General features: G+C 74.8%; 15 protein-coding genes. 13 read left to right on the top strand and 2 right to left on the bottom strand.

Features of this window, described 5'->3' with window-relative positions; translation table 11 throughout:
* Positions 1 to 79 precede the first annotated feature (79 nt).
* On the bottom strand, positions 80 to 2095 hold the full coding sequence (locus tag HL054_RS14985) for an alpha-1,4-glucan--maltose-1-phosphate maltosyltransferase (RefSeq protein ID WP_369139809.1): 2016 nt from the start codon (positions 2093 to 2095) through the stop codon (positions 80 to 82).
* A gap of 160 nt (positions 2096 to 2255) precedes the next feature.
* On the opposite strand from HL054_RS14985, the gene glgP reads away from it, so the two are divergent.
* Positions 2256 to 4805, top strand: a complete 2550-nt coding sequence (gene glgP, locus HL054_RS14980; RefSeq protein ID WP_369139808.1) for an alpha-glucan family phosphorylase — start codon at positions 2256 to 2258, stop codon at positions 4803 to 4805.
* Between the two features lie 257 nt (positions 4806 to 5062).
* On the top strand, positions 5063 to 6028 hold the full coding sequence (locus HL054_RS14975; RefSeq protein ID WP_369139807.1) for an FHA domain-containing protein: 966 nt from the start codon (positions 5063 to 5065) through the stop codon (positions 6026 to 6028).
* Between the two features lie 281 nt (positions 6029 to 6309).
* On the opposite strand, the gene glgX is transcribed toward HL054_RS14975, so the two are convergent.
* A complete protein-coding gene (gene glgX, locus HL054_RS14970; RefSeq protein WP_369139805.1) occupies positions 6310 to 8484 on the bottom strand; it encodes a glycogen debranching protein GlgX in 2175 nt (724 codons plus the stop codon).
* Positions 8485 to 8514: 30 nt separating this feature from the next.
* Between glgX and HL054_RS14965 the strand changes: the two genes are divergently transcribed.
* The 11 genes from HL054_RS14965 to HL054_RS14915 all read left to right on the top strand — a co-directional run bounded on the left by HL054_RS14965 (position 8515) and on the right by HL054_RS14915 (position 22617).
* Positions 8515 to 9435 carry an ABC transporter ATP-binding protein gene (locus HL054_RS14965; RefSeq protein WP_369139803.1) on the top strand — a complete coding sequence of 307 codons (921 nt, stop codon included), beginning with the start codon at positions 8515 to 8517 and terminating at the stop codon, positions 9433 to 9435.
* Between the two features lie 49 nt (positions 9436 to 9484).
* Positions 9485 to 10270 carry an enoyl-CoA hydratase/isomerase family protein gene (locus HL054_RS14960; RefSeq protein WP_369139801.1) on the top strand — a complete coding sequence of 262 codons (786 nt, stop codon included), beginning with the start codon at positions 9485 to 9487 and terminating at the stop codon, positions 10268 to 10270.
* Positions 10271 to 10302: 32 nt separating this feature from the next.
* Positions 10303 to 11400 carry a PLP-dependent cysteine synthase family protein gene (locus HL054_RS14955; RefSeq protein WP_369139800.1) on the top strand — a complete coding sequence of 366 codons (1098 nt, stop codon included), beginning with the start codon at positions 10303 to 10305 and terminating at the stop codon, positions 11398 to 11400.
* A gap of 115 nt (positions 11401 to 11515) precedes the next feature.
* A complete protein-coding gene (locus HL054_RS14950) occupies positions 11516 to 12295 on the top strand; it encodes an electron transfer flavoprotein subunit beta/FixA family protein (RefSeq protein WP_369139799.1) in 780 nt (259 codons plus the stop codon).
* 25 nt (positions 12296 to 12320) lie between these two features.
* Positions 12321 to 13298 carry an electron transfer flavoprotein subunit alpha/FixB family protein gene (locus HL054_RS14945; RefSeq protein WP_369139798.1) on the top strand — a complete coding sequence of 326 codons (978 nt, stop codon included), beginning with the start codon at positions 12321 to 12323 and terminating at the stop codon, positions 13296 to 13298.
* 157 nt (positions 13299 to 13455) lie between these two features.
* Positions 13456 to 14853: an MFS transporter gene (locus HL054_RS14940; protein ID WP_369139797.1), complete on the top strand. Its 1398-nt coding sequence runs from the start codon at positions 13456 to 13458 to the stop codon at positions 14851 to 14853.
* Entirely contained in the window at positions 14850 to 16040 is a 1191-nt protein-coding gene (locus tag HL054_RS14935; RefSeq protein ID WP_369139796.1) for a cysteine desulfurase family protein, read from the top strand. The genes HL054_RS14940 and HL054_RS14935 overlap by 4 nt, the downstream gene beginning before the upstream one ends.
* Before the next feature lies 1 nt (position 16041).
* A complete protein-coding gene (gene mnmA / locus HL054_RS14930; RefSeq protein WP_369139795.1) occupies positions 16042 to 17154 on the top strand; it encodes a tRNA 2-thiouridine(34) synthase MnmA in 1113 nt (370 codons plus the stop codon).
* A 122-nt stretch (positions 17155 to 17276) separates the two neighbouring features.
* On the top strand, positions 17277 to 19856 hold the full coding sequence (locus HL054_RS14925; protein WP_369139794.1) for a bifunctional metallophosphatase/5'-nucleotidase: 2580 nt from the start codon (positions 17277 to 17279) through the stop codon (positions 19854 to 19856).
* Positions 19857 to 19914: 58 nt separating this feature from the next.
* Positions 19915 to 20904 carry a methionine synthase gene (locus HL054_RS14920; protein ID WP_369139793.1) on the top strand — a complete coding sequence of 330 codons (990 nt, stop codon included), beginning with the start codon at positions 19915 to 19917 and terminating at the stop codon, positions 20902 to 20904.
* A 507-nt stretch (positions 20905 to 21411) separates the two neighbouring features.
* On the top strand, positions 21412 to 22617 hold the full coding sequence (locus HL054_RS14915; protein ID WP_369139792.1) for an HNH endonuclease signature motif containing protein: 1206 nt from the start codon (positions 21412 to 21414) through the stop codon (positions 22615 to 22617).
* Positions 22618 to 22704 lie beyond the last annotated feature (87 nt).

Raw genomic sequence — 22704 nt, 5'->3', positions numbered from 1 at the left:
GTGTCGCTGGGGTGGTGGCGCGGCCCGCCTGCGCCGGCCCGCCCCGCGTCGGCCTACGACGGGGCGGGCAGGTCCTCGATCAGGCCGGCGGGACGGGGGTGTGCCGGCTGCGGTGCACGGTGAAGACGTGGGCCGGCTCGCGGTAGGGGTCCAGCTCGACGTAGTTGGACTGGCCCCAGTCGTAGTGCGCGCCGGTGATCTCGTCGGTGACGGCGAACCGGTCCGACCAGTCCAGGCCGAGCGCCGGCATGTCCAGCGCCGTCGTCCCGATCTGGGTGTAGCTGCTGTTGAGCGACACGACCACCAGCACGGCGTCGTCCGAGGCCGGGTCGGTCTTGGAGAAGACCAGCAGGTCAGGGTTGTCGACGGCGTGGAACTGCAGGGTGCGCAGCTGCTGCAGGGCCGGGTGGGCCCGGCGCACCTCGTTGAGCCGGCGGAGGTAGGGCGCCAGCGTCCGGCCGGTGGCGTCCGCGGCGGCCCAGTCGCGCGGCCGCAGCTGGAACTTCTCGGTGTCCAGGTACTCCTCGCTGCCCGGGCGCAGGCCGACGTGCTCGAACAGCTCGAAGCCGGAGTAGACGCCCCAGGTCGGGCTCATCATCGCGGCGAGCACCGCCCGGATCTTGAACATCGGCGGGCCGCCCACCTGCAGCGACTCGTGCAGGATGTCCGGGGTGTTCACGAAGAAGTTCGGCCGCATGTAGTGCGAGGCCGCGACCAGCTCGCGGCCGTACTCCTCCAGCTCCCACTTCTCGGTGCGCCAGGTGAAGTAGGTGTAACTCTGGGTGAAGCCCACCCGGGCCAGCTGGTGCATCATCGCCGGCCGGGTGAACGCCTCGGCCAGGAACAGCACATCGGGATCGGTCTTCTTGACCTCCCAGATCAGCCAGTGCCAGAAGTTCAGCGGCTTGGTGTGGGGGTTGTCGACCCGGAAGACGCGCACCCCGGCCTCGACCCAGACCCGGATCACCCGCAGGCACTCGGCGTAGATGCCCTCGGGGTCGTTGTCGAAGTTGATCGGGTAGATGTCCTGGTACTTCTTCGGCGGGTTCTCCGCGTAGGCGATCGTGCCGTCGGGCTTGGTGGTGAACCACTCCGGGTGGCTGGTCACCCAGGGGTGGTCGGGGGTGGCCTGCAGCGCGAAGTCCAGCGCCACCTCCATGCCCAGCTCCCGGGTGCGGTCCACGAAGGCCACGAAGTCCGCCATCGTGCCCAGCTGCGGGTGGACGGCGTCGTGCCCGCCCTCCGCGCTGCCGATCGCCCACGGGGAGCCGACGTCGTCGGGGCCCGCGACCAGGGTGTTGTTCTTGCCCTTGCGGTTGGTGGTGCCGATCGGGTGGATCGGCGGCAGGTAGACGACGTCGAAGCCCATCTCGGCGATCGCCGGCAGCCGCTCGGCGGCCTGGGCGAAGGTGCCGTGGGTGGGCGTGCCGCCGACCACCGGACCCTCCGAGCGGGGGAAGAACTCGTACCAGGAGCCGTACAGCGCACGCGGCCGGTCGACCCACAGCTCGATCTCGGCGGAGTCGGTGACCAGCCGGCGGACCGGGTGGGTGGTGAGCACCTGCTGCAGCGCGGGGGACAGCGCCGGGGCGATCCGGGCGGTGAGCTCGCGGTCGGTGTCGCGGAGCGTGGCGGCCGCGGAGATGAGCTGCTCGCGGTGCTCCGCGGGCGCGGTGCCGGCCACCTCCTCCAGCAGCCGGGCGCCGGACTCCAGGTCGTTGGCCAGCTCCTCGGGACCCTGGCCGGCCTCGACCTTGACCTCGACGTCGTGGTGCCAGGTCGCCAGCGGGTCGTCCCACGCCTGGACCCGGTAGGTCCACAGGCCCTCCCGGTCGGGGACGACGGTCGCGGTCCAGTGGTCGGGCTGGGGGCCGGACTTGGTCATCCGCACCAGCTGCGGGACGGCGGCCGCGCCGCCGTCGGCCGCTGGCGGGGTGAGCACGACGTCGGCGTTGACGGCGTCGTGGCCCTCGCGGAAGACGGATGCGCTGATCGGCAGGTGCTCGCCGACCACGGCACGGGTCGAGAAGGACCCGCACGACACGACGGGGGCGACATCGGAGATGCCGAGGCGGAGGTCAGGGCGGCCAGTCATCGCGGCAACGCTATCCAGAACGCCACCCGTCCACACGTCGGCGGCCGCTGCCCTCCACAGGGAGGGTGGGGACGGGTGGGGCGGGAGGGGTCGGGGGCGGGCCCGCCGGGAGCTGTGGACGACCCTGGACGTGAGCGCTGTCACGGCTAGGGTCCCCCAGGTGCGAGCACTCCGCAGACTCACCGTCCGAGCCTCCCTCCCCGACGCCCTGCGGCCGCTGTCGCAGCTGGTGGTCAACCTGCGCTGGTCGTGGCACCCGGAGACCCGCGACCTCTTCGAGGCGCTGGACCCCGAGCTGTGGGAGACCTGCAACGGCGACCCGGTGCGGGTGCTGGGCGAGGTCTCCGCCGAACGGCTGGCCACCCTGGCCGACGACCCGGCGTTCCTGCAGCGGCTGGAGTCGGTGGCCGCGGACCTGCGCACCTATCTCGACGCGCCACACTGGTACCAGTCGCTCGGCGACCGGGCGCCGTCGACGATCGCCTACTTCTCCGCCGAGTTCGGCATCACCGAGGTGCTCCCGCAGTACTCCGGCGGCCTGGGGATCCTGGCCGGCGACCACCTCAAGGCCGCCTCCGACCTCGGCGTCCCGCTGATCGGGGTGGGGCTGCTCTACCGGGCCGGGTACTTCTCGCAGAGCCTGTCGCCCGACGGCTGGCAGCTCGAGCACTACCCGGCGCTCGACCCGCACGGCCTGCCGCTGAAGCTGCTGCGCGACGCCGACCGCAACGCCGTGGTCATCACCGTGCCGCTCCCCGAGGGGCGGACCCTGTCGGCGCACGTCTACCGCGCCCAGGTCGGCCGGGTCCAGCTGCTGCTGCTCGACAGCGACATCGAGGAGAACGCGCCGTCCGAGCGGCTGGTCACCGACCGGCTCTACGGCGGCGGCGAGGACCACCGCCTTCGCCAGGAGATGCTGCTGGGCATCGGCGGGGTCCGGGCGGTGCGGGCGTACTGCTCGCTCACCGGCACGCCGCAGCCGGAGGTCTTCCACGCGAACGAGGGCCACGCCGGCTTCCAGGGCGTCGAGCGCATCCGGGAGCTGACCGAGTCGCACGGGCTCACCTTCGCCGAGGCGCTGCAGGCGGTGCGCGGCGGCACGGTCTTCACCACCCACACCCCGGTCCCGGCCGGCATCGACCGCTTCCCGCGGACGCTGATCGAGCGGTACTTCGCCGGGTTCGGCGTCCCGGTCGACCAGCTGCTGCCGCTGGGCGCCGAGGAGGACCCGAGCAAGTTCAACATGGCGCACATGGGCCTGCGGCTGGGCCAGCGGGCCAACGGCGTGAGCCGGCTGCACGGCCACGTCAGCCGGGACATGTTCGGCGCCCTGTGGCCCGGCTTCGACCCCGACGACGTGCCGATCGGCTCGATCACCAACGGCGTGCACGCCCCCACCTGGACGGCGCGGGAGCTGGTCGAGCTCGGCACCCAGACGACCAGCCAGGGCGACCCGGCCACCGTCCAGGGCGACGTCCACTTCGACGGCGTCGACCGGATCGACCCCGGTGAGCTGTGGCGCACCCGCCGGCTGCTGCGCGGCCGGCTGGTGGACGAGGTGCGCCGCCGGGTGCGGGCGACGGCGCTGTCGCGCGGTGCGGCCGAGGCCGAGCTGGGCTGGACCGAGACCGCCTTCGACCCCGACGTGCTCACCATCGGGTTCGCCCGGCGGGTGCCGTCCTACAAGCGGCTGACCCTCATGCTGCGCGACCCCGACCGGCTCCGGGCGCTGCTGCTGGACGACGAGCGGCCCATCCAGCTGGTGATCGCCGGCAAGAGCCACCCGGCCGACGACGGCGGCAAGCAGCTGATCCAGCAGATGGTGAAGTTCGCCGACGACCCGGCCATCCGGCACCGGATCGCCTTCCTGCCCAACTACGACATCGGCATGGCCCGCTACCTGTACTGGGGCTGCGACGTCTGGCTGAACAACCCGCTGCGCCCGCTGGAGGCCTGCGGCACGTCCGGGATGAAGTCCGCGCTGAACGGCGGGCTCAACCTCTCCATCCGCGACGGCTGGTGGGACGAGTGGTTCGACGGCCAGAACGGCTGGGCGATCCCGACCGCGGACGGCGTGGCCGACGCGGAGCGGCGCGACGAGGTCGAGGCGCAGGCCATCTACGAGCTGCTGGACCGGCAGGTGCTGCCCCGGTTCTACGAGGTGGACGGCGACGGGGTGCCCACCCGCTGGGTGGAGATGGTCCGGGACACGCTGCGGGAGACCGGCCCGAAGGTGCTCGCCACCCGGATGGTGCGCGACTACGTCGAGCAGCTGTACGTGCCCGCGGCCGGTGCGGCGCGGGCCATGGCCGCCGGCGGCTACGAGGTCGCGCGCACCGAGTCCGCGTGGCGGGCGGCCCTGCTCGAGCACTGGCACGGGGTGCGGGTGGCGCACGTGGAGGCGACCGGCGTGGGGGAGACCCCGGAGATCGGGGGCGGCATCGACCTGCGGGCCGAGGTCGAGCTGCCGGGGCTGACGCCGGGCGACGTCCTCGTCGAGGCGGCCTTCGGCCGGGTGGACGACGCCGACGGGCTGCACCAGGTGACCACCGTGCCGATGCAGCACGACGGCACCGAGGGCTCGCGGCACTGGTTCACCGCCACCGTGCCGCTGACCCGGACCGGCGCGTTCGGCTACACGGTGCGGGTGCTGCCGCACTCCGCCAACGCCGCGGTCCCGGCGGAGCTGGGGGTCGTGGTCAACGCCTGAGGAAGGACCCCGCTGCCCCCCACGCCGCGCAGGCTCGGCGCGGACCCCTGCAGCGGGGCCGGGCGTCCAACTCCCCGGGACGGGTGGGGCAGCGGGGACGATCGGTCACGGTGCGCGTGCAACCGGTTGCGCGGGGTCCCGGCGCGGCTGCGGCGGGTGAGACCAGTGGGACGGGTCGTGCGCAATGGACCGAAGTCGTGGCGTGCCACGCCACGGCAGGCCGCCGGATGTGCGCGCGCATCATTAGGCTGGACGTCATGCCCGACCGCTGTGAGGTCCTCCCCGGAGACTCTGTCGTCGCCCGACGTGGTGGCGGCCTGCTGTGGGTCGACGCCCCCGGGTCGCCGGCACTCGTCGCCGCCCTGCACGCCTGTCTGGGGGTGAGCGGCCCCGGCGCCGACCGCGTGCTGGCCGCGGTGGCCGGCACGGTCTCCCGGCTGGCCGACGGGCCGGCGTCCTTCGCGCTGGTGCTCGCCGACCCCTCGGGCGGCGCCGGCGTGGCCCTGTGGTCCGGCAAGGGCCAGCCCGCCGTGGACGGCGTCCCGGTGTCCGGCTCGGCGGTCGACGGCGGCACCCTCGCCTCCGGCTTCGCCCTCGGCCAGACCCTCTACGTCGGCCCCGGTCAGCCCGCCGCCGCCATGCCCCCGGGCGTCGCCCTGGACCTGGTGGAGGGCACCGTGCCGGGCTCCGGCGCGCTGCTCCAGCTCGCGGCCACGGCCGCCCCGTCGGTCGCCGTCCCGCCGGCCACGTCGCTGCCCAGCGGGGAGTCCTTCACCGCCGGCTCCGACGCCGGGTTCGGCAACTCCGGACGCATCGCCGACCAGCCGGTCGTCGGCCAGGGCGGCGAGCAGACCGCGTTCTGGCGGCCGGAGCCGCCGGCGGCCCCGGTCCTGCGCTTCGACGACGGCATGGTCGTCACCGTGGACGAGGACCTGGTGCTCGGTCGCCGTCCGGACGGCCATGACCTGGTGACCAGCGGCAACGCCCGGCCGGTGCCGATCGCCGACACCCAGAACGTGCTCTCCTCCGCCCACGCCGCCATCCAGCGGGCCGGCCGGGAGGTCTCGCTGACCGACCTCGGCTCGCTCAACGGCACCCACGTCGCCGGCCCCGAGGCCACCGAGTGGACCCAGCTCGAGCCCGGCGTCCCGCACCCGCTCGCCGACGGCGACCGGCTGCTGCTCGGCTGGACCGTCATCACCTTCGAGCAGGCCCCCGAGTAGCCGCACCCGCTCCGTCCACGGCCCCGTCCCCCTCCCGGGGGGCGGGGCCGTGCCGCGTCGCGGGGACGAGCCGGCCGAGCACGCCGCTCCCCGCGTGGGAAGGCGCGCGAAACCGCGGGTGGGAAGGCGCGCGAAACCGTGCGTGGGCAGGCGCGCGAAAGCGCGCGTGGGAAGGCGCGCGAAACCGTGCGTGGGAAGGCGCGCGAAACCGCGCGTGGGAAGGCGCGCGGAACCGCGGGTAGGTCGGCGTGCGGGACCGTGGGTGGGCCGGGTGCGGTCCGTCAGGGGCGGGGCGTGCGCAGCACCCGGAGCGCCCAGACCGAGCGGCCGGGGAGCCGCACCGCACCCGGCGCGACGGTCGTCGGCTCCGGCGGCGCGCCGGTCGGGTGCTCGGTGGCCAGCGCCAGCTCGTAGGCCTCGCCCCACGGGGCGCCGGGCAGGACGACGTCCACCGGGTCGGGGCCGGCGTGCAGCCAGACCAGCCACGAGTCGCCGACCACGGGCCGGCCGCGCTCGTCGCGGTGCCGCAGCCCGCGCCCGTCCAGGTACATGCCGATCGTCTGCAGCCCGGTGTCGAACCAGTCGCGGTTGGTCAGCTGCTCGCCGTCCGGGGCGAACCAGGCCAGGTCCTTGGTACGGCCGGAGCCGGGCACCCCCGCGCCCGGCACCTCCGAGCCGGGGATCTCGGTGCCCTCGAAGAACGCCTCCTGCCGCAGCGCCGGCGAGCCGCGGCGCAGCGCCACCACCCGGGACACGAAGGTCCACAGGTCGGCGTCGATGGCGCCCCAGTCCAGCCAGGAGACCTCGTTGTCCTGGCAGTAGGCGTTGTTGTTGCCTCCCTGGGTGCGGCCCAGCTCGTCGCCGGCGGTGAGCATCGGGACGCCGGTGGACAGCAGCAGCGTGGCCAGCATGTTGCGCACCTGCCGCCCGCGCAGTTCGCGGACCTCGGGGTCGTCGGTGGCCCCCTCGACCCCGCTGTTCCAGTTGCGGTTGTGGCTCTCGCCGTCCCGGTTGTCCTCGCCGTTGGCCTCGTTGCGCTTGTGCTCGTAGGTGACCAGGTCGGCCATGGTGAAGCCGTCGTGGGCGGTGACGAAGTTGACCGAGGCGAACGGCCGGCGGCCGTCGGAGCGGTAGAGGTCCGACGAGCCGGTCAGCCGGTAGGCCAGGTCCCGGACGCCGACCTTCGCGCCGGACCAGACGTCGCGCACGGTGTCGCGGTACTTGCCGTTCCACTCGGTCCACGGCGGCGGGAAGTTGCCCACCTGGTAGCCGCCCTCACCGACGTCCCACGGCTCGGCGATCAGCTTCACCGTGCTGACCACCGGGTCCTGGTGCACCACGTCGAAGAACGCCGACAGCCGGTCGACGTCGTGGAAGGAGCGGGCCAGCGCCGACGCGAGGTCGAACCGGAACCCGTCGACGTGCATCTCGGTGACCCAGTAGCGCAGCGAGTCCATCAGCAGCGCGAGCACCGGCGGACGACGGACGTCGAGGGTGTTCCCGCAGCCGGTGTAGTCGGTGTAGCGCGAGGGGTCGCCGCCGCCGAGCCGGTAGTAGCCGCCGTTGTCGATGCCCTTGAACGACAGCGTCGGCCCGGTGTGGTCACCTTCGGCGGTGTGGTTGTAGACCACGTCGAGGATGACCTCGATGCCGGCGGCGTGCAGCGCCTTGACCATCGCCTTGAACTCGGTCACCTGCCCGCCGCGGGAGCCGGCGGAGCTGTAGGCGGCGTGCGGGGCGAAGTAGCCCAGCGTGTTGTAGCCCCAGTAGTTGGTCAGCCCGCGGCGCAGCAGGTGCGGCTCGCTGACGAAGTGGTGCACCGGCAGCAGCTCGACGGCGGTGACGCCGAGGGAGACCAGGTGCTCGACGAACGCCGGGTGGGCCAGGCCCGCGTAGGTGCCGCGCAGCGCCGGCGGGACGTCGGGGTGCCGCATGGTGGCGCCCTTGACGTGCACCTCGTAGATGACGGTGTCCGACCACGGGGTGTCCAGCAGCTCGTCGCCGCCCCACGGGAAGGAGTCGTGGATGACCACCCCGCGCGGGACGAACGGCGCGGAGTCGGCGGGGTCGGCCGCGCCCGGGTCGTGCGGGACCGAGCCGAAGAGCGCGTCGTCGAGCACCAGCTCGCCGTCCACCGCGCGGGCGTAGGGGTCCAGCAGCAGCTTGGCCGGGTTGTACCGCGCCCCCGACGCCGGGTCGTACGGGCCGTGCACCCGGTAGCCGTACCGCTGGCCGGGGCCGATGCCGGGCAGCCGGCCGTGCCAGACCTGGTGCGTCGTCTCCCGCAGCCGCTCCCGGTGCTCGGTGCCGTCGGCGTCGAACAGGCACAGGTCGACGGCGGAGGCGCCGGCCGACCAGAGCGCGAAGTTCGTGCCGGTGCCGTCCCAGTGGGCGCCCAGGGGTGCCGCGTGCCCGGGCCACACCTCGACCGGCCGGATGCTCCTCGATGGGTCCACGTGTCCTCCTCGCCGGCGCTCGTCGGACCCGTGTCCGGCGTCGCTGTGCACCTGGGTGCGCTCGCGAGCTCGCGCACCGAGGGCATCGTGCCCGACCGGCGGCGCGCCGTCCCGCAGCCCGGCGCCCGGGACGCGCGGCGGGTTGGTTGGATGGGCGGCGTGTGGACAGAGCCGGTCGTCGAGATCCGCGGTGTGGACGTCGTCCGGGGCGAGGCGCACCTGCTCCGTGGCGTCGACTGGACCGTCCGCCCCGACGAGCGCTGGGTGCTGCTCGGCCCCAACGGGGCGGGCAAGACGACGCTGCTCCAGCTGGCGTCGGCGCAGATGCACCCGACCCGGGGCACGGTCACGATCCTGGGGGAGACCCTCGGCGCGGTCGACGTGTTCGAGCTGCGGCCGCGGATCGGGCTGACCAGCGCCGCGCTGGCCCAGCGGATCGCGCCCGGTGAGCGGGTCGGCGACATCGTGGTCAGCGCCGGGTACGCCGTCGTCGGCCGGTGGCGGGAGCGCTACGACGTCCACGACCTGACCCGCGCAGCGGTGCTCATGCAGCAGTGGGGCGTGGCGCGGATGGCGCACCGCCCGTTCGGCACGCTGTCCGAGGGGGAGCGCAAGCGCACCCAGATCGCCCGCGCGCTGATGACCGACCCGGAGCTGCTGCTGCTCGACGAGCCCGGCGCCGGCCTGGACCTGGGCGGGCGCGAGGACCTGGTCGCCCGGCTCTCGGACCTCGCCCGCGACCGGTACGCGCCGGCCCAGGTGCTGGTCACCCACCACGTCGAGGAGATCCCGCCGGCGTACACCCACGCGCTGCTGCTGCGGGCCGGCGAGGTGGTGGCCGCGGGGCCGGCCGACGAGGTGCTCACCGCACCGCTGCTGTCCGACGCGTTCGGCGTCCCGCTTGAGGTCCAGCGCGAGCGCGGCCGGTTCAGCGCCCGCCGCGCCGCTTAGGGTCGCCGCGGGACACCGACGTCCCACCCCGATCCCCCGGAGGCCCGGCATGGCAACGCCCGAGTTCGTCACCCTGCAGGTCGAGGACGGGGTCGGCACGATCCGGCTCGACCGCCCGAAGATGAACGCGATCGACGAGCAGCTCCACCTCGAGGTGCGGGCCGCCGCCGAGCAGGCCGCCGGCGACGACGCCGTGCGGGCCGTCGTGCTCTACGGCGGGGAGCGGGTGTTCGCCGCCGGGGCGGACATCAAGACGATGTCCCGGCTGTCCGGCGCGGAGATGGTCGACTGGGGCCGGGAGCTGACCACCTCGTTCACCGCCGTCGCGCGCATCCCCAAGCCGGTCATCGCCGCGGTCACCGGCTACGCGCTGGGCGGCGGCTACGAGCTGGCGCTGTGCGCCGACTTCCGCCTGCTGGGCACCAACGCCAAGATCGGCCAGCCGGAGATCCTGCTCGGCGTCATCCCCGGCGCCGGCGGCACCCAGCGGCTGGCCCGGCTGGTGGGCCCGGCCAAGGCCAAGGACCTCGTCTTCACCGGCCGGCACGTCGGCGCGGAGGAGGCGCTGGAGCTGGGCCTGGCCGACGCCGTCGTCCCCGACGACGAGGTGTACCCGACCGCGGTCGCGATGGCCCGGAAGTTCGCCGCCGGCCCGCCGCTGGCCCTGGCCGCCGCCAAGCGCGCGATCGACGAGGGGCTGGACGGTCCGCTGGACGCCGGCCTGCAGCTGGAGAGCCGGCTGTTCGCCGAGCTGTTCGACACCGAGGACCAGCGCACCGGCATGGCCTCCTTCCTCGAGCGCGGGCCCGGCAAGGCGACCTTCACCGGCCGGTGAGGTCGTTGGGGCCGGTGGGGGAGCATGTCCGGGTGACCGCCGACCTGGACCGTTCCGACCCCGGTGGCCGGGCCTGGCTGGAGCGGGCGGTCGCGCTCGTCGAGGCCGACGCCCACCGGTCCGCCGACACCCACCTGCTGGTCTACCCGCTGCCCGCCGAGTGGGGCATCGACCTGTACCTCAAGGACGAGTCGACCCACCCGACCGGCAGCCTCAAACACCGGCTGGCGCGCTCGCTGTTCCTCTACGCGCTGTGCTCGGGGCAGCTGCGCGAGGGCAGCACCGTGGTGGAGGCCTCGAGCGGGTCGACCGCCGTCAGCGAGGCCTACTTCGCCCGGATGCTCGGGCTGCCCTTCGTCGCGGTGATGCCGGCGACGACCAGCGCCGAGAAGATCGCGCTGATCGAGTTCCACGGCGGGCGCTGCCACCTGGTGGCCGACGCCGGCAGCGTCTACGACGAGGCCCGGCGGATCGCCGCCGAGACCGGCGGGCACTACCTGGACCAGTTCACCAACGCCGAGCGGGCCACCGACTGGCGGGGCAACAACAACATCGCCGAGTCGGTGTTCGACCAGCTCGCCCGGGAGCGCCACCCGGTGCCGGAGTGGGTCGTCGTCGGCGCCGGCACCGGCGGCACCAGCGCGACGATCGGCCGGTACCTGCGCTACCGCCGGCTGCCCACCCGGCTCGCGGTCGTCGACCCGGAGGGCTCGGCGTTCTTCCCGGGCTGGCGGGACGGCGACCCGGCGACCACCGGCCGGGGCTCGCGGATCGAGGGCATCGGCCGGCCGCGGGTCGAGCCGTCGTTCGTGCCGACCATCGTCGACCGGATGGTGTGCGTGCCCGACGCCGCGTCGCTGGCCGCGATGCGGCACCTGGAGCGGGTGACCGGCCGGCGGGCGGGCGGCTCCACCGGCACGAACCTGTGGGGCGCCTTCACCCTGATCGCCGAGATGCGGGCGGCCGGGCGCACCGGCAGCGTCGTCACGCTGCTCTGCGACGGCGGCGAGCGGTACGCCTGCACCTACTACGACGACGCCTGGGTGGCCGCGCAGGGCCTCGACCTGGCACCGCACGCCGCCACGCTGGCAGCCTTCACCCGCTCCGGGGAGTGGCCGTCCGGGACGTGACCGGGCTCACCGGCACCCGCCCTGCACGCCGGGTGTTACCCGGAAGTAACCTCGATGATCGGCAGCGAGGCGGGCTCCGCCCGTGCCACGAGACGACACGGAGGATGGTCTGACGATGAACATCGTCGTTCTGGTCAAGCAGGTCCCCGACTCCGGCAGCGAGCGGAAGCTGGACCCGTCGGACAACACCGTCGCGCGGGCCACCGCCGACAACGTGATCAACGAGATGGACGAGTACGCCATCGAGGAGGCGCTGACGGTCAAGGAGGCCCACGGCGGTGAGGTCACCATCCTGACCGTCGGCCCCGACACCGCCACCGACGCCATCCGCAAGGCCCTGTCGATGGGTGCGGACAAGGCGGTGCACGTGTCCGACCCGGCGATCCACGGCTCGTGCGCGGTGCAGACCTCCGCGGTCATCGCCGCGGCGCTGGGCACGCTGGAGTACGACCTGGTGCTGTGCGGCGCGGAGGCCACCGATGCACAGCTGTCGGTGATGCCGGCGCTGCTGGCCGAGCGGCTGGGCCTGCCCCAGCTGTCGGGCGCGCGCAAGCTCACCGTCGAGGGTGGGATGGCGAAGATCGAGCGGCAGACCGATGGCGGGTACTGGGAGGTCGAGGCGCCGCTCCCGGCGATCGTCTCCACCTGGGACACCATCAACGAGCCCCGCTACCCCTCGTTCAAGGGGATCATGGCGGCGAAGAAGAAGCCGGTGCAGACCCTGACCCTGGCCGACCTGGGCATCGACCCGGCCACGGTGGGCCTGGCCACCGCCACGAGCAAGGTCGTCGACTTCGCCGGCCGCCCGCCCAAGGGCGAGGGCGTCAAGGTCCCCGACGAGGGCGACGGCGCCGAGAAGCTCGTCGGTTACCTGGCCGCCCAGAAGATCGTCTGACCCGGACAGTCGAGGAGACGCAGACATGGCAGAGGTCCTGGTCCTGGTCGAGCTCAACCCCGCCGCCAGTGCGTCGGGTGGCTCAGTGCCGCGCAAGACGACGCTCGAGGCGCTGACCGCCGCCCGCGCGCTCGGCGAACCGTCCGCGGTCGTCATCGGTGCCCCCGGCACCGCCGCCGGGCTGCAGGACGCCCTCGCGGAGTACGGCGCGGCGAAGGTCTACGTCGCCGAGTCCGACGAGGTGGAGGCGTACCTCGTGGCCCCCAAGGCGGAGGTGCTGGCGCAGCTCGTCCGCGAGAAGTCCCCGGCTGCGGTGGTCATCCCCTCTTCCCCGGAGGGCAAGGAGATCGCCGGCCGGCTGGCGATCAAGACCGGTTCCGGGTTCCTGACCGACGTCACCGAGATCCGCGCCGACGGCACCGCCACCCAGGTGGCGTTCGCCGGGGCGACGATCGTGCACTCCCAGGTGACGGTCGGCACCCCGATCTACACGCTGCGCGGCAACTCGGTCACCCCCGAGCCGGCCCCCGGCGCGGCGGAGCAGGAGACCGTGCAGGTCACCCTCTCCGACGCCGCCAGGGTCACCAAGGTGACCGACCGGGTGGTGGAGCAGAAGTCCTCGCGCCCCGAGCTCACCGAGGCCTCGATCGTGGTGTCCGGCGGGCGCGGCGTGGCCAGCGCAGAGAACTTCGCGATCATCGAGAGCCTGGCGGACTCCCTCGGCGCCGCGGTGGGTGCCTCGCGGGCGGCGGTGGACTCCGGCTTCTACCCGCACTCCTTCCAGGTCGGGCAGACCGGCAAGACCGTCTCCCCGCAGCTGTACATCGCCGTCGGCATCTCCGGGGCCATCCAGCACCGGGCCGGCATGCAGACCTCCAAGACCATCGTCGCGGTCAACAAGGACCCGGAGGCGCCGATCTTCGAGCTCGCCGACTTCGGCGTCGTCGGCGACCTGAACACCGTCGTCCCGGCCGCGACCGAGCAGATCACGGCCCGGAGATGAAGGACCTCGCTCTCCTCACCCCTCGCAAGCTCGGGGTGAGCCTCTGAGCGAGGCCGGTGCAGACGGTTGCACGGAGCGCCGGTCCCTGCGGGGGCCGGCGCTCGGCGCGTCCCGGCGGGTCGGGAAGGGACGGGCCGGGGTGCGGGTTGCGCCCGGGGTGGGAGGACCAGGGACGCCGGGGCTGCTGGACGCGCGGCACCGGCTGACCACCGTCGGCCTGCTGCTGCTGATCACCCTGGTCGCCTTCGAGTCGATGGCGGTCGCCACGGCGATGCCCACGGCGGTCGGCGAGCTCGACGGGCTGCGCTGGTTCGGCTGGCCGTTCACCGCCTTCCTGGTCGCCCAGGTGGTGGGCATGGTGGTCGGCGGCGACGTCGGCGACCGGCAGGGCGCCCGCGCCGGGCTGCTCTGGGGCGTCGGCATCTTCGCGGCCGGGCTGCTGGCCTGCGGGGTCGCGGCGGACATGGCGCTGTTCGTCGCCGGTCGCGCGGTGCAGGGCTTCGGCGGCGGGCTGATCTCGGTGGCCATCTACGTGGTCGTCGGGCAGGCCTACGACGCCGGGCTGCGGCCCCGGCTCTTCGGCGCCACCGCCGCGGCCTGGGTGCTGCCGGCGCTGATCGGACCGCTCGTCGCCGGCGCGCTGACCACGTCGGTCGGCTGGCGCTGGGTCTTCCTCGCCCTGCTGCCGCTGGTGCTGGCCGGGCTCACGCTCGTGCTGCCCGCGCTGCGGTCCCTCACCGTGCCGGCGGACCCGCCGCCGGCCCGGGTCGCCCGCCGCTGGTGGGCCGTGCTCGCCGGCGCCGGCGTGGGTGCGCTGCAGTACGCCGGTCAGCGGCTGGACCTGCTCGGCGCCGGTCTCGCCGTCGTCGGGCTGGTCGCGCTGGTGGTCGGCCTGCGGCCGCTGCTGCCGCGGCGGACCGTGCGGGCCGGGCGCGGGCTGCCCACCGTGGTGGCGGCCCGCGGCCTGCTGGCCGGCTCCTTCTTCGGCATGGACGCGCTGCTGCCGCTGACCCTCGGCGCGGTGCACGGCTACAGCCCGACGGCGGCCGGCATCCCGCTGACCGCCGGTGCGGTCGGCTGGGCGACCGCCTCCCAGCTGCAGGGCCGGCTGCCGGGGGCCTCCCGGGTGTGGCTGCTGCGGCTGGGGTTCGTGCTGCTCGCGGCCGGGCTGGTGGGCACCGCGGTGATCGCAGTCCCCGGTGTCGGCGGGTGGCCGGCCTACCTGACGTGGGCGGTGGCCGGGCTGGGCATGGGGCTGGGCATGCCGAGCGTCGGGGTGCTGCTGCTGGCGCAGTCGCCGGAGCACCGTCGGGGGGCCGACTCCGCCGCGCTCAACGTCGCCGACGTGACGGCGTCGGCGCTGTGCATCGGCCTCACCGGGGTGCTGGTCGCGGCCGCGGCGGCGGACCTGCTGCCGTTCCGCGCCGTCGTGGTCGCGGTGGCCGCCGGGTACGCCGTGCTGGCCGTCGTGGGTGCGGTGGTCGCGCCCCGGGCGGCCGCCCCGGTCGTCCCGCCGACCCGCCCGGCCGGCGCGACTACCCTGGCGGGGCCATGACGTACCTGGACCACGCCGCCACCACGCCGATGCTGCCGTCCGCCCTCGCGGCGATGACCGAGCAGCTGGCGCGGGTCGGCAACGCCTCCTCGCTGCACGCCAGCGGCCGGGAGGCGCGGCGGGTCGCCGAGCAGTCCCGGGAGCGGCTGGCCGCGGCGCTGGGCGCCCGCCCGTCCGAGGTGCTGTTCACCGGCGGCGGCACCGAGGGCGACAACCTCGCCGTCAAGGGCCTGTACTGGGCGCGGCGGGCCGCCGACCAGCGGCGCCGACGGATCGTCGCCAGCCCGGCCGAGCACCACGCGGTGCTCGACAGCGTCGAGTGGCTGGAGAAGCACGACGACGCCGACGTCACCTGGCTGCACGTCGAGCCGAGCGGCCGGATCAGCCCGGCGGCCCTGGCCGACGCGCTCGGTGACGGCACCGACGTCGCGGTCGCCAGCGTCATGTGGGCCAACAACGAGATCGGCGCCGTCAGCGACCTCGCCGCGCTCGCCGAGGTCGCCCACGAGGTCGGGGTGCCGCTGCACACCGACGCCGTCCAGGCCATCGGCGTGCTGCCGGTCGACTTCGCCGCGAGCGGTGTCGACGCCCTGACGATGACCGGCCACAAGCTCGGCGGTCCGATGGGCGCCGGCGCGCTGCTGCTGCGCCGGGACGCCGAGTGCACCCCGCTGCTGCACGGCGGCGGCCAGGAGCGCGACGTCCGCTCGGGCACGCTGGACGTCGCGGCGATCGTCGGCCTCGCGGCCGCCACGCAGAGCGCCGTCGACGAGCGGGTCGAGCGCGCGGCACGGGTCAGCGCCCTGCGCGACCGGCTGGTGGCCGGCGTGGTGGCGCAGGTGCCCGACGCCCAGCTCAACGGCCCCGCCCTGGACGACGTGGTCGCCGGTGGGCCGGGGCGGCTGCCGGGCAACGCGCACCTGTCCTTCCCCGGCGCCGAGGGCGATGCGCTGCTCATGCTGCTCGACGCCCGCGGCATCGAGTGCTCCACCGGCTCGGCCTGCAGCGCCGGCGTGGCCCGCCCCAGCCACGTGCTGCTGGCCGCCGGCGCCGAGCCCGCCCGGGCCCGCAGCTCGCTGCGGTTCAGCCTCGGCCACACCTCGACCGACGCCGACGTCGACGCGCTCCTCGAGGTCATCGCCCCGGTGGTCGAGCGGGCCCGCCGGGCCGGCATGGGCGGGCGCTGAGATGCGCCTGATCGCCGCCATGAGCGGGGGAGTGGACTCGGCCGTCGCCGCCGCGCTGGCCGTCGAGGCCGGGCACGACGTGACCGGCGTCCACCTGGCCCTGTCGCCGGACCGGCAGGCGCTGCGCAGCGGCGCCCGCGGGTGCTGCAGCGTCGAGGACGCGCACGACGCCCGCCGGGTCGCCGACGAGCTCGGCATCCCGTTCTACGTCTGGGACCTCGCCGACCGGTTCGCCGACGACGTCGTCGAGGACTTCGTCGCCGAGTACGCCGCCGGCCGCACGCCCAACCCGTGCCTGCGCTGCAACGAGAAGATCAAGTTCTCCGCGGTGCTGGACCGGGCCCGGGCGCTGGGCTTCGACGCCGTCGTCACCGGGCACCACGCCCGGCTGGCCGACGGCGAGCTGCGCCGCTCGGTCGACGCGGCCAAGGACCAGTCCTACGTGCTGGGCGTGCTGACCGCCGAGCAGCTGGCCGGGGCGGTGTTCCCGCTGGGCTCGATGACCAAGGACCGGGTGCGCGAGCTGGCCGCCGAGCGGGGCTACGCGGTGGCCACCAAGCCCGACTCGCACGACATCTGCTTCATCCCCGACGGCGACACCCGCGGCTTCCTCGCCCGCCGGTTGGGCGAGCAGCCCGGCCCGGTGGTCGACGCCGCCACCGGGGCCACCGTGGGCACGCACGCAGGCGCGTACGGGTTCACCATCGGGCAGCGACGCGGCCTCGGCGTCACCGCAGGCGACCAGCGGCCGCGGTACGTGCTGGGCATCGAGCCGGTCAGCCGCACCGTCACCATCGGCACCGCCGAGCAGGCCGAGGTCGACGAGGTGCTCACCGGCGCCCCCAGCTGGGCCGGGCCGGTGCCCGAGCTGCCGTTCAGCGCCACCGTCCAGCTGCGGGCGCACGGTGCCGCAGTGCCGTGCGAGGTCGCGGCGGCCGAGGACGGCGGGCTGCGCATCACCCTCGGCTCGCGGCAGCGCGGGGTGGCGCCGGGGCAGTCGGCCGTGCTCTACGCGCCGGACGCCGAGCGGGGCGACCGGGTGCTCGGCCAGGGCACCGTCTGGCGCGCCGGTGAACGGCACGGGGCGAGTTCCGGCCCGCTCTTGGCGGAGTGACGGCGAGCGGCTAGCTTCGGGTGACGGAACGGTCCGGTCCAGGCCGGTCCCGCCGCGCAGCACCCCGGCTGTCCGGGCCGCCCGACGGGTGGTCCGTCCTCGGCTGTCCCGTGGAGGACAACGTGCGTCGAACGCGCCTCTCCCTCGCCGTCCTCGCGGTCGCCTCGACCGCCGTGCTCGGCCTGCCGACGGTGGCGCTGGCGGCGCCGGAGGACCCGGTGGCGCCGTCCGTCACGGAGCCGGCCGCCCCGGACGCCCCGGTGTCGGACGTCGACGACGCGGACGACCCGGACGCCGGGGACGACCCGGACGCCGGGGACGACCCGGACGCCGACGGCCCGGACGTCGCTGCGGAGCCGGTCGCGGGGGAGCCGGTCGCGGGGGAGCCGGTCGCGGGGGAGCCGGCTGACGGGGCCGCGGCTGCGGTGGACGCGCCGGCGGCCGTCCCGGCGACGGAGGCGGCCGAGCCGGCGCCGGAGGCCGCCGTCCCGGCAGCGCCGCCGACCGCCGGTGCGGCGACCGTCCCGGCCGTCGAGGCGCCGGTCGCCGCAGCGGCCGCGGGCGACGTCGTCCAGCTGGTCGCGATGAACGACTTCCACGGGCGGATCAGCCCGCAGCCCGGCGGTGACGGCAGCCTCGTCACCAGCGCCGGTCCCGACGCCGTCTTCGGCACCGCCGACGACGTCAGCGAGACCGTCGGCGGGGCGGCGAACATCGCGACGACGCTGGCCGAGCTGCGGGCCGCCTTCGCCGGTCCGGCCGACAGCTCGTTCTTCGTCGGCGCGGGCGACCTGGTCAGCGCCTCGCCGTTCAACTCCAGCGTCTTCAGGGACGAGCCGACGATCGAGGTGCTCAACGCGCTCGGGCTCGACTACTCCTCGGTGGGCAACCACGAGTTCGACCGGGGCTTCACCGAGCTGCAGCGCATCTCTGCCGCGACCGACGAGCACGAGGCCGACCACGGTGGCACGGTGACCGCCTGCGAGGGCGTCGTCCCCGAGGAGACCGGCTGCTTCACCGACAGCACCGGCGCGCCCTTCGCGGGCGCGCAGTTCCCCTACCTGGCGGCCAACGTCGTCGGCGGCGACGGCGAGCCGGTGCTGCCGCCCTACGAGGTGGTCACCGATGCCGCGGGCAACGAGATCGGCCTGATCGGCGTCGTCACCGACGACACCCCGAACATCGTCAGCCCCGAGGGGATCGCCGGGCTGACGTTCGAGGACGAGGCCGACACGATCAACGCGTACGCCGCCGAGCTGCAGGCGCAGGGCGTCGAGGCGATCGCGGTGATGGTCCACGAGGGCGGCACCCAGACGGCCGGCGGCAGCGTCGACGGCTGTGCCGGCGACCTGGCCGGGACGCCGATCGGCACGATCAACGCCGAGGTCGACGCCGCGGTCGACGTCCTCATCAGCGCGCACACCCACGTGCCCTACGACTGCACGCTCACCGACCCCGCCGGCAACCCGCGACTGGTGACCCAGGCCGGCTTCTACGGCAAGGCGCTCACCGACATCCGGCTCACGCTGACGGCCAGCGGCGACGTCGACCGGGCGCTGTCGACCGCGACCAACGTGCCGGTCCGCCGCACCGCGCCGGACGCCGCCGTGCAGGCGATCGTCACCTACTGGGAGGGCCGGGCCGCCGTCGAGGGCGGTGTCGCGGTCGGCACGCAGACCGCCGACCTGGACCGCGCCTACCGGGGCGGTACCGCGGCGCGGGACTCCGAGTCGGCGCTGGGCAACCTCGTCGCCGACGCGCAGCTCGCCTACGCCCGGGCCACCCCGAGCCTCGGCGGGGCCGACGTCGACGTGGCCTTCATGAACCCCGGCGGTCTCCGGGCCGACCTCAACTGCCTGTCGACCGGTCCGGCCGACCCCGACGGCACGGTCACCTACGCGGAGACCTTCGCCGTCCAGCCGTTCAGCAACACGGTGAACACCGTCGCGCTGACCGGGGCCGGCATCGAGCAGGTGCTGGAGCAGCAGTGGGCCGTGCGCAGCGGGTCCGCCAGCTTCCTGCAGCTGTCGGTCGCCGGGCTGACCTACCGGTTCGACCCGGCCCGGCCGGCCGGTGACCGGGTCGACCCCGCGACGGTCCTCGTCGGCGGTGCGCCGCTCGACCCGGCGGCGACCTACCTGGTGGCGGCCAACTCCTTCCTCACCGGCGGCGGCGACAGCTTCACCGCCTTCGTCGACGGCCGGGCGGCCGGGGCGGCGGTGGTCACCGGGGGCAACGACGTCGACGCCTTCAACGCCTACCTCCAGGCGAACTCCCCGGTGAGCCCGCCCGCGCTGGACCGCGCGGTCTCGCTCGACCCGGCCAACAGCTACGACGACGACGGCTCGGGTGCCGGGCCGTGCACGCCGGGGAGCACCACGACGACGCCCCCGCCGCCCGCCACGCCGCCCTCGCCGCCGACCGCGGCGCCTGCTCCCGGTGGTGGCCAGGCCGGCGGCAACGTCGTCCGACCGGGTGGCTCGGGCGGCACCCGGCCGGTCGCGAGCGCTCCGCGCAGCGGCTCCGGCGGCAACCGGCCGGTCGCGAGCGGCCCGCGTGCCGGCAGCGGGGGACGGCCTCCGACGCTGGCCTACACCGGGGCGCCGGTGACCGAGACGCTCGCCCTGGGCGGTCTGCTGACGGCGGCCGGCGTCGTGCTGACGGCAGCGGGCTACCGTCGTCGCCGTGGCCTCGCCGACTGACGAAGGACCCGGTTCCTCCGCCGGCCCGCACGCTCCGGACCAGCAGCCTGACGGCGCCGTGACGCCGGTGCCCACCGCGTGGGGACCGGCCTCCGGCGTGGGGTCGCTGCCCGGCACCGACCCGGTCGAGGCGGTGCGGCTGGTGACCGGCGAGCTGCCGGACTTCCCGCACCTGCCCGAGCTGCCGGGGCGGGGGGCGGGCGCGGACATGATCGGCCGCACCGCCGCCCTGCTGGTCGACCTCTACGTCGACCTCACCCCGGCCGGCTGGCGGCTGGTGTCGCGGCCGGGCGCCGACCTGCGCCGGGCCCGGGCGATGGTGGCGCGGGACGTCGACGCGCTCTTCGAGGTGGCCGAGCGCTACACCGGCCCGCTCAAGCTCCAGGTGGCCGGGCCGTGGACGCTGGCGGCCGGGCTCGAGCGCACCCGGGGCGACCGGGCGGTCGTCGACCCCGGCGCACGGCGGGACCTGGCGCAGTCGCTCGCCGAGGGGATCGCGGCGCACGTCGCCGACGTCCGCGCGCGGGTGCCGGGCGCCCAGGTCGTCGTCCAGCTCGACGAGCCGTCCGTGCCCGCAGTGCTGATCGGCGGGCTGCCCACGGTGAGCGGCTTCGGCAAGCTGCCCGAGGTGGAGGCGCACGTCGTCGAGGAGCAGCTCAGCCAGCTGGTCGGCCGGGTGCCCGCGCCGGTGGTCGTGCACTGCTGCGCCCAGCGCGCGCCGCTGGACCTCTTCCGCGCCGCCGGCGCCGCGGCGCTCTCCTTCGACCTGGGCACGGTGCAGGACCTGGACGCCGTCGGCGCCGCGGTGGAGGCCGGCACGCACCTGTTCGTCGGCGTCGTCCCGGGCACCGACGCGACCCTGCCGCCGGCCAAGGCGACCGCCAGCCGGCTGGGCGCCTGGTGGCGGGAGCTCGGCTTCCCCGCGGAGCAGCTGCACACGGCCGTCACGCTCACCCCGGCGTGCGGTCTGGCCGGTGCCGGCCCGGCGTACGCCCGGACGGCGATGGCGCACGTCCGCGAGGCGGCCAAGTACCTGCTGCCGGAGTGACCGGTCGACCGAGGGTCCTCCTCGGCCGACGGGGAGCCCGTCCCGCGGGTGGGGTGGCCAGTTGGTCCGGTCGGTGCTGCCGAGTTCCTCGACCGCCCACCCCCTGCACCTGGTCGGTCACCTTCACCACCTGGTCGGCGACGGCGGCGCCCGGGCGCACCTGGACGCCCGCCCTGCTGACGCCGTCGCTCCACAGCACTGTGGTGGCGGTGGCGGTGGCGGTGGCGGTGGTGGGGTCGTCGTCTCAGCTGCACGCCCAGATGTCGGCCGGCAGCGGGGCTCCCGTGGCGCGGCGGTCGTCGAGCACGGGGATCTGGGCTGCGAGCAGTTGTGGGTCCACGGGCCGAGCATCGCGGGGGCCGCATCTCGGTTTCGTCGCGCTTTGGAGCGGCCTGTCAAGAGCTCCGCAAAATCTGTGGACAGGCCTCTGACCTGCGGATACAGCTGGTCGTGTCGCACCTGACGCGCTAAGATCCGTACAGGTGTTCGAAGCAATCGGGAGGTGTCGTGGGCGAGCTGCAGTCGGCCGTGGACGCCCTCGCGGCGGAAGACCTGACCCATCTGTTCGGTCCCGCGCTTCTGGAGCGGCTGGGTCCGTTGCTGGTGCTGCAGAACCGGATCGCCGCCGAGGTCGCTCGCACGGTCCGGCAGTGCGAACTGACCGGGGCGGCAGAGCACGACGGGTTGAAGTCCATGGCCGCCTGGCTGCGCGGGCACGCCCACCTCTCGACGGCTGAGGCGGCGCGGGTGGTGCGGACCGGTCGAGCGTTGGAGCACCTGCCGGCCACGGCGGCGGCATTCGCCGACGGCGCGCTGACCGCTGCTCAGGTGGCGACGATCGCCCCGATCGCGGGCGAGGCGGAACGGGCAGCGGCCGAGGCGCAGGAAGTAGACCTTGGTGCCGTCGACCAGGCGCTGACCGAGGTCGCGCAAGGGCCGGCGCACGAGCGGCTGGGCCAGGCCGTCCACCACTACCTGGAAGCCCTCGACCCTGACGGTGTGGAGCCGGACCCCACCGAGGGGCGCCGGTTGTCGATCGCCCGGCATGCCGACGGCAGCGTCAGTGGCCGGTTCGACCTGGACGCCGTAGGTGGGGAGAAGGTGCAGGCGGCGATCGAGTCGATCGTGCAGGCGAACCGGCCGCTGGGGGATGACCGCACCCGGGCGCAGCAGAACGCCGACGCCCTGGTCCAGTTGTGTGACAACCAGCTCGCCGCCGGGAGCCTGCCGACGTTGCGGACGGTCAAGCCGCACGTGGTGCTCGGGCTCGACCTGGACGACGCCGTCGACCAGAGCACCGGCCCGGGCGCGGCCCGGACCGGGTTCGGTGCGCAGGTCTCGGCGGCCCGGGCGCGGTGGCTGGCCTGCGATGGCAGCATCTCGCGCATCGTGATGAGCCCCGACGGGGTGCCGCTGCACCTGGGCCGGGACCACCGGGTGGTCACCCCGGGCCTCCGCAAGGCCGTCGTCCGGCGAGATCAGAGCTGCGTGTTCGCCGGCTGCGGTGCCCCGCACTGGTGGTGCGACGTCCACCACCTCGTGCACTGGCTGCACGGCGGTGAGACGAGCCTGGCCAACTCAGGACTGCTCTGCGAGCGGCACCACACGAAGGTCCACCACGGCTTCCGCGTCCAGCGAGATCCCGGCGGGCGATGGAGGACCTGGCGACCCGACGGCACCGAGATCCTGATCGGGACACCGCTGCTCGTCTGAGCGGCCGGCCGCACCCATGGCATGCGCCACCCGGCACGCGTCCCCGACGACGCGTGCCCGGACGTGCGTCGTCGACAGAGCCCTGCG

The organism is Modestobacter versicolor (assembly GCF_041028285.1).
Lineage (GTDB): Bacteria > Actinomycetota > Actinomycetes > Mycobacteriales > Geodermatophilaceae > Modestobacter > Modestobacter versicolor_A.
The sequence above is the reverse complement of the archived record's forward strand: the minus strand, read 5'-3'. Positions and strand labels throughout refer to the sequence as shown.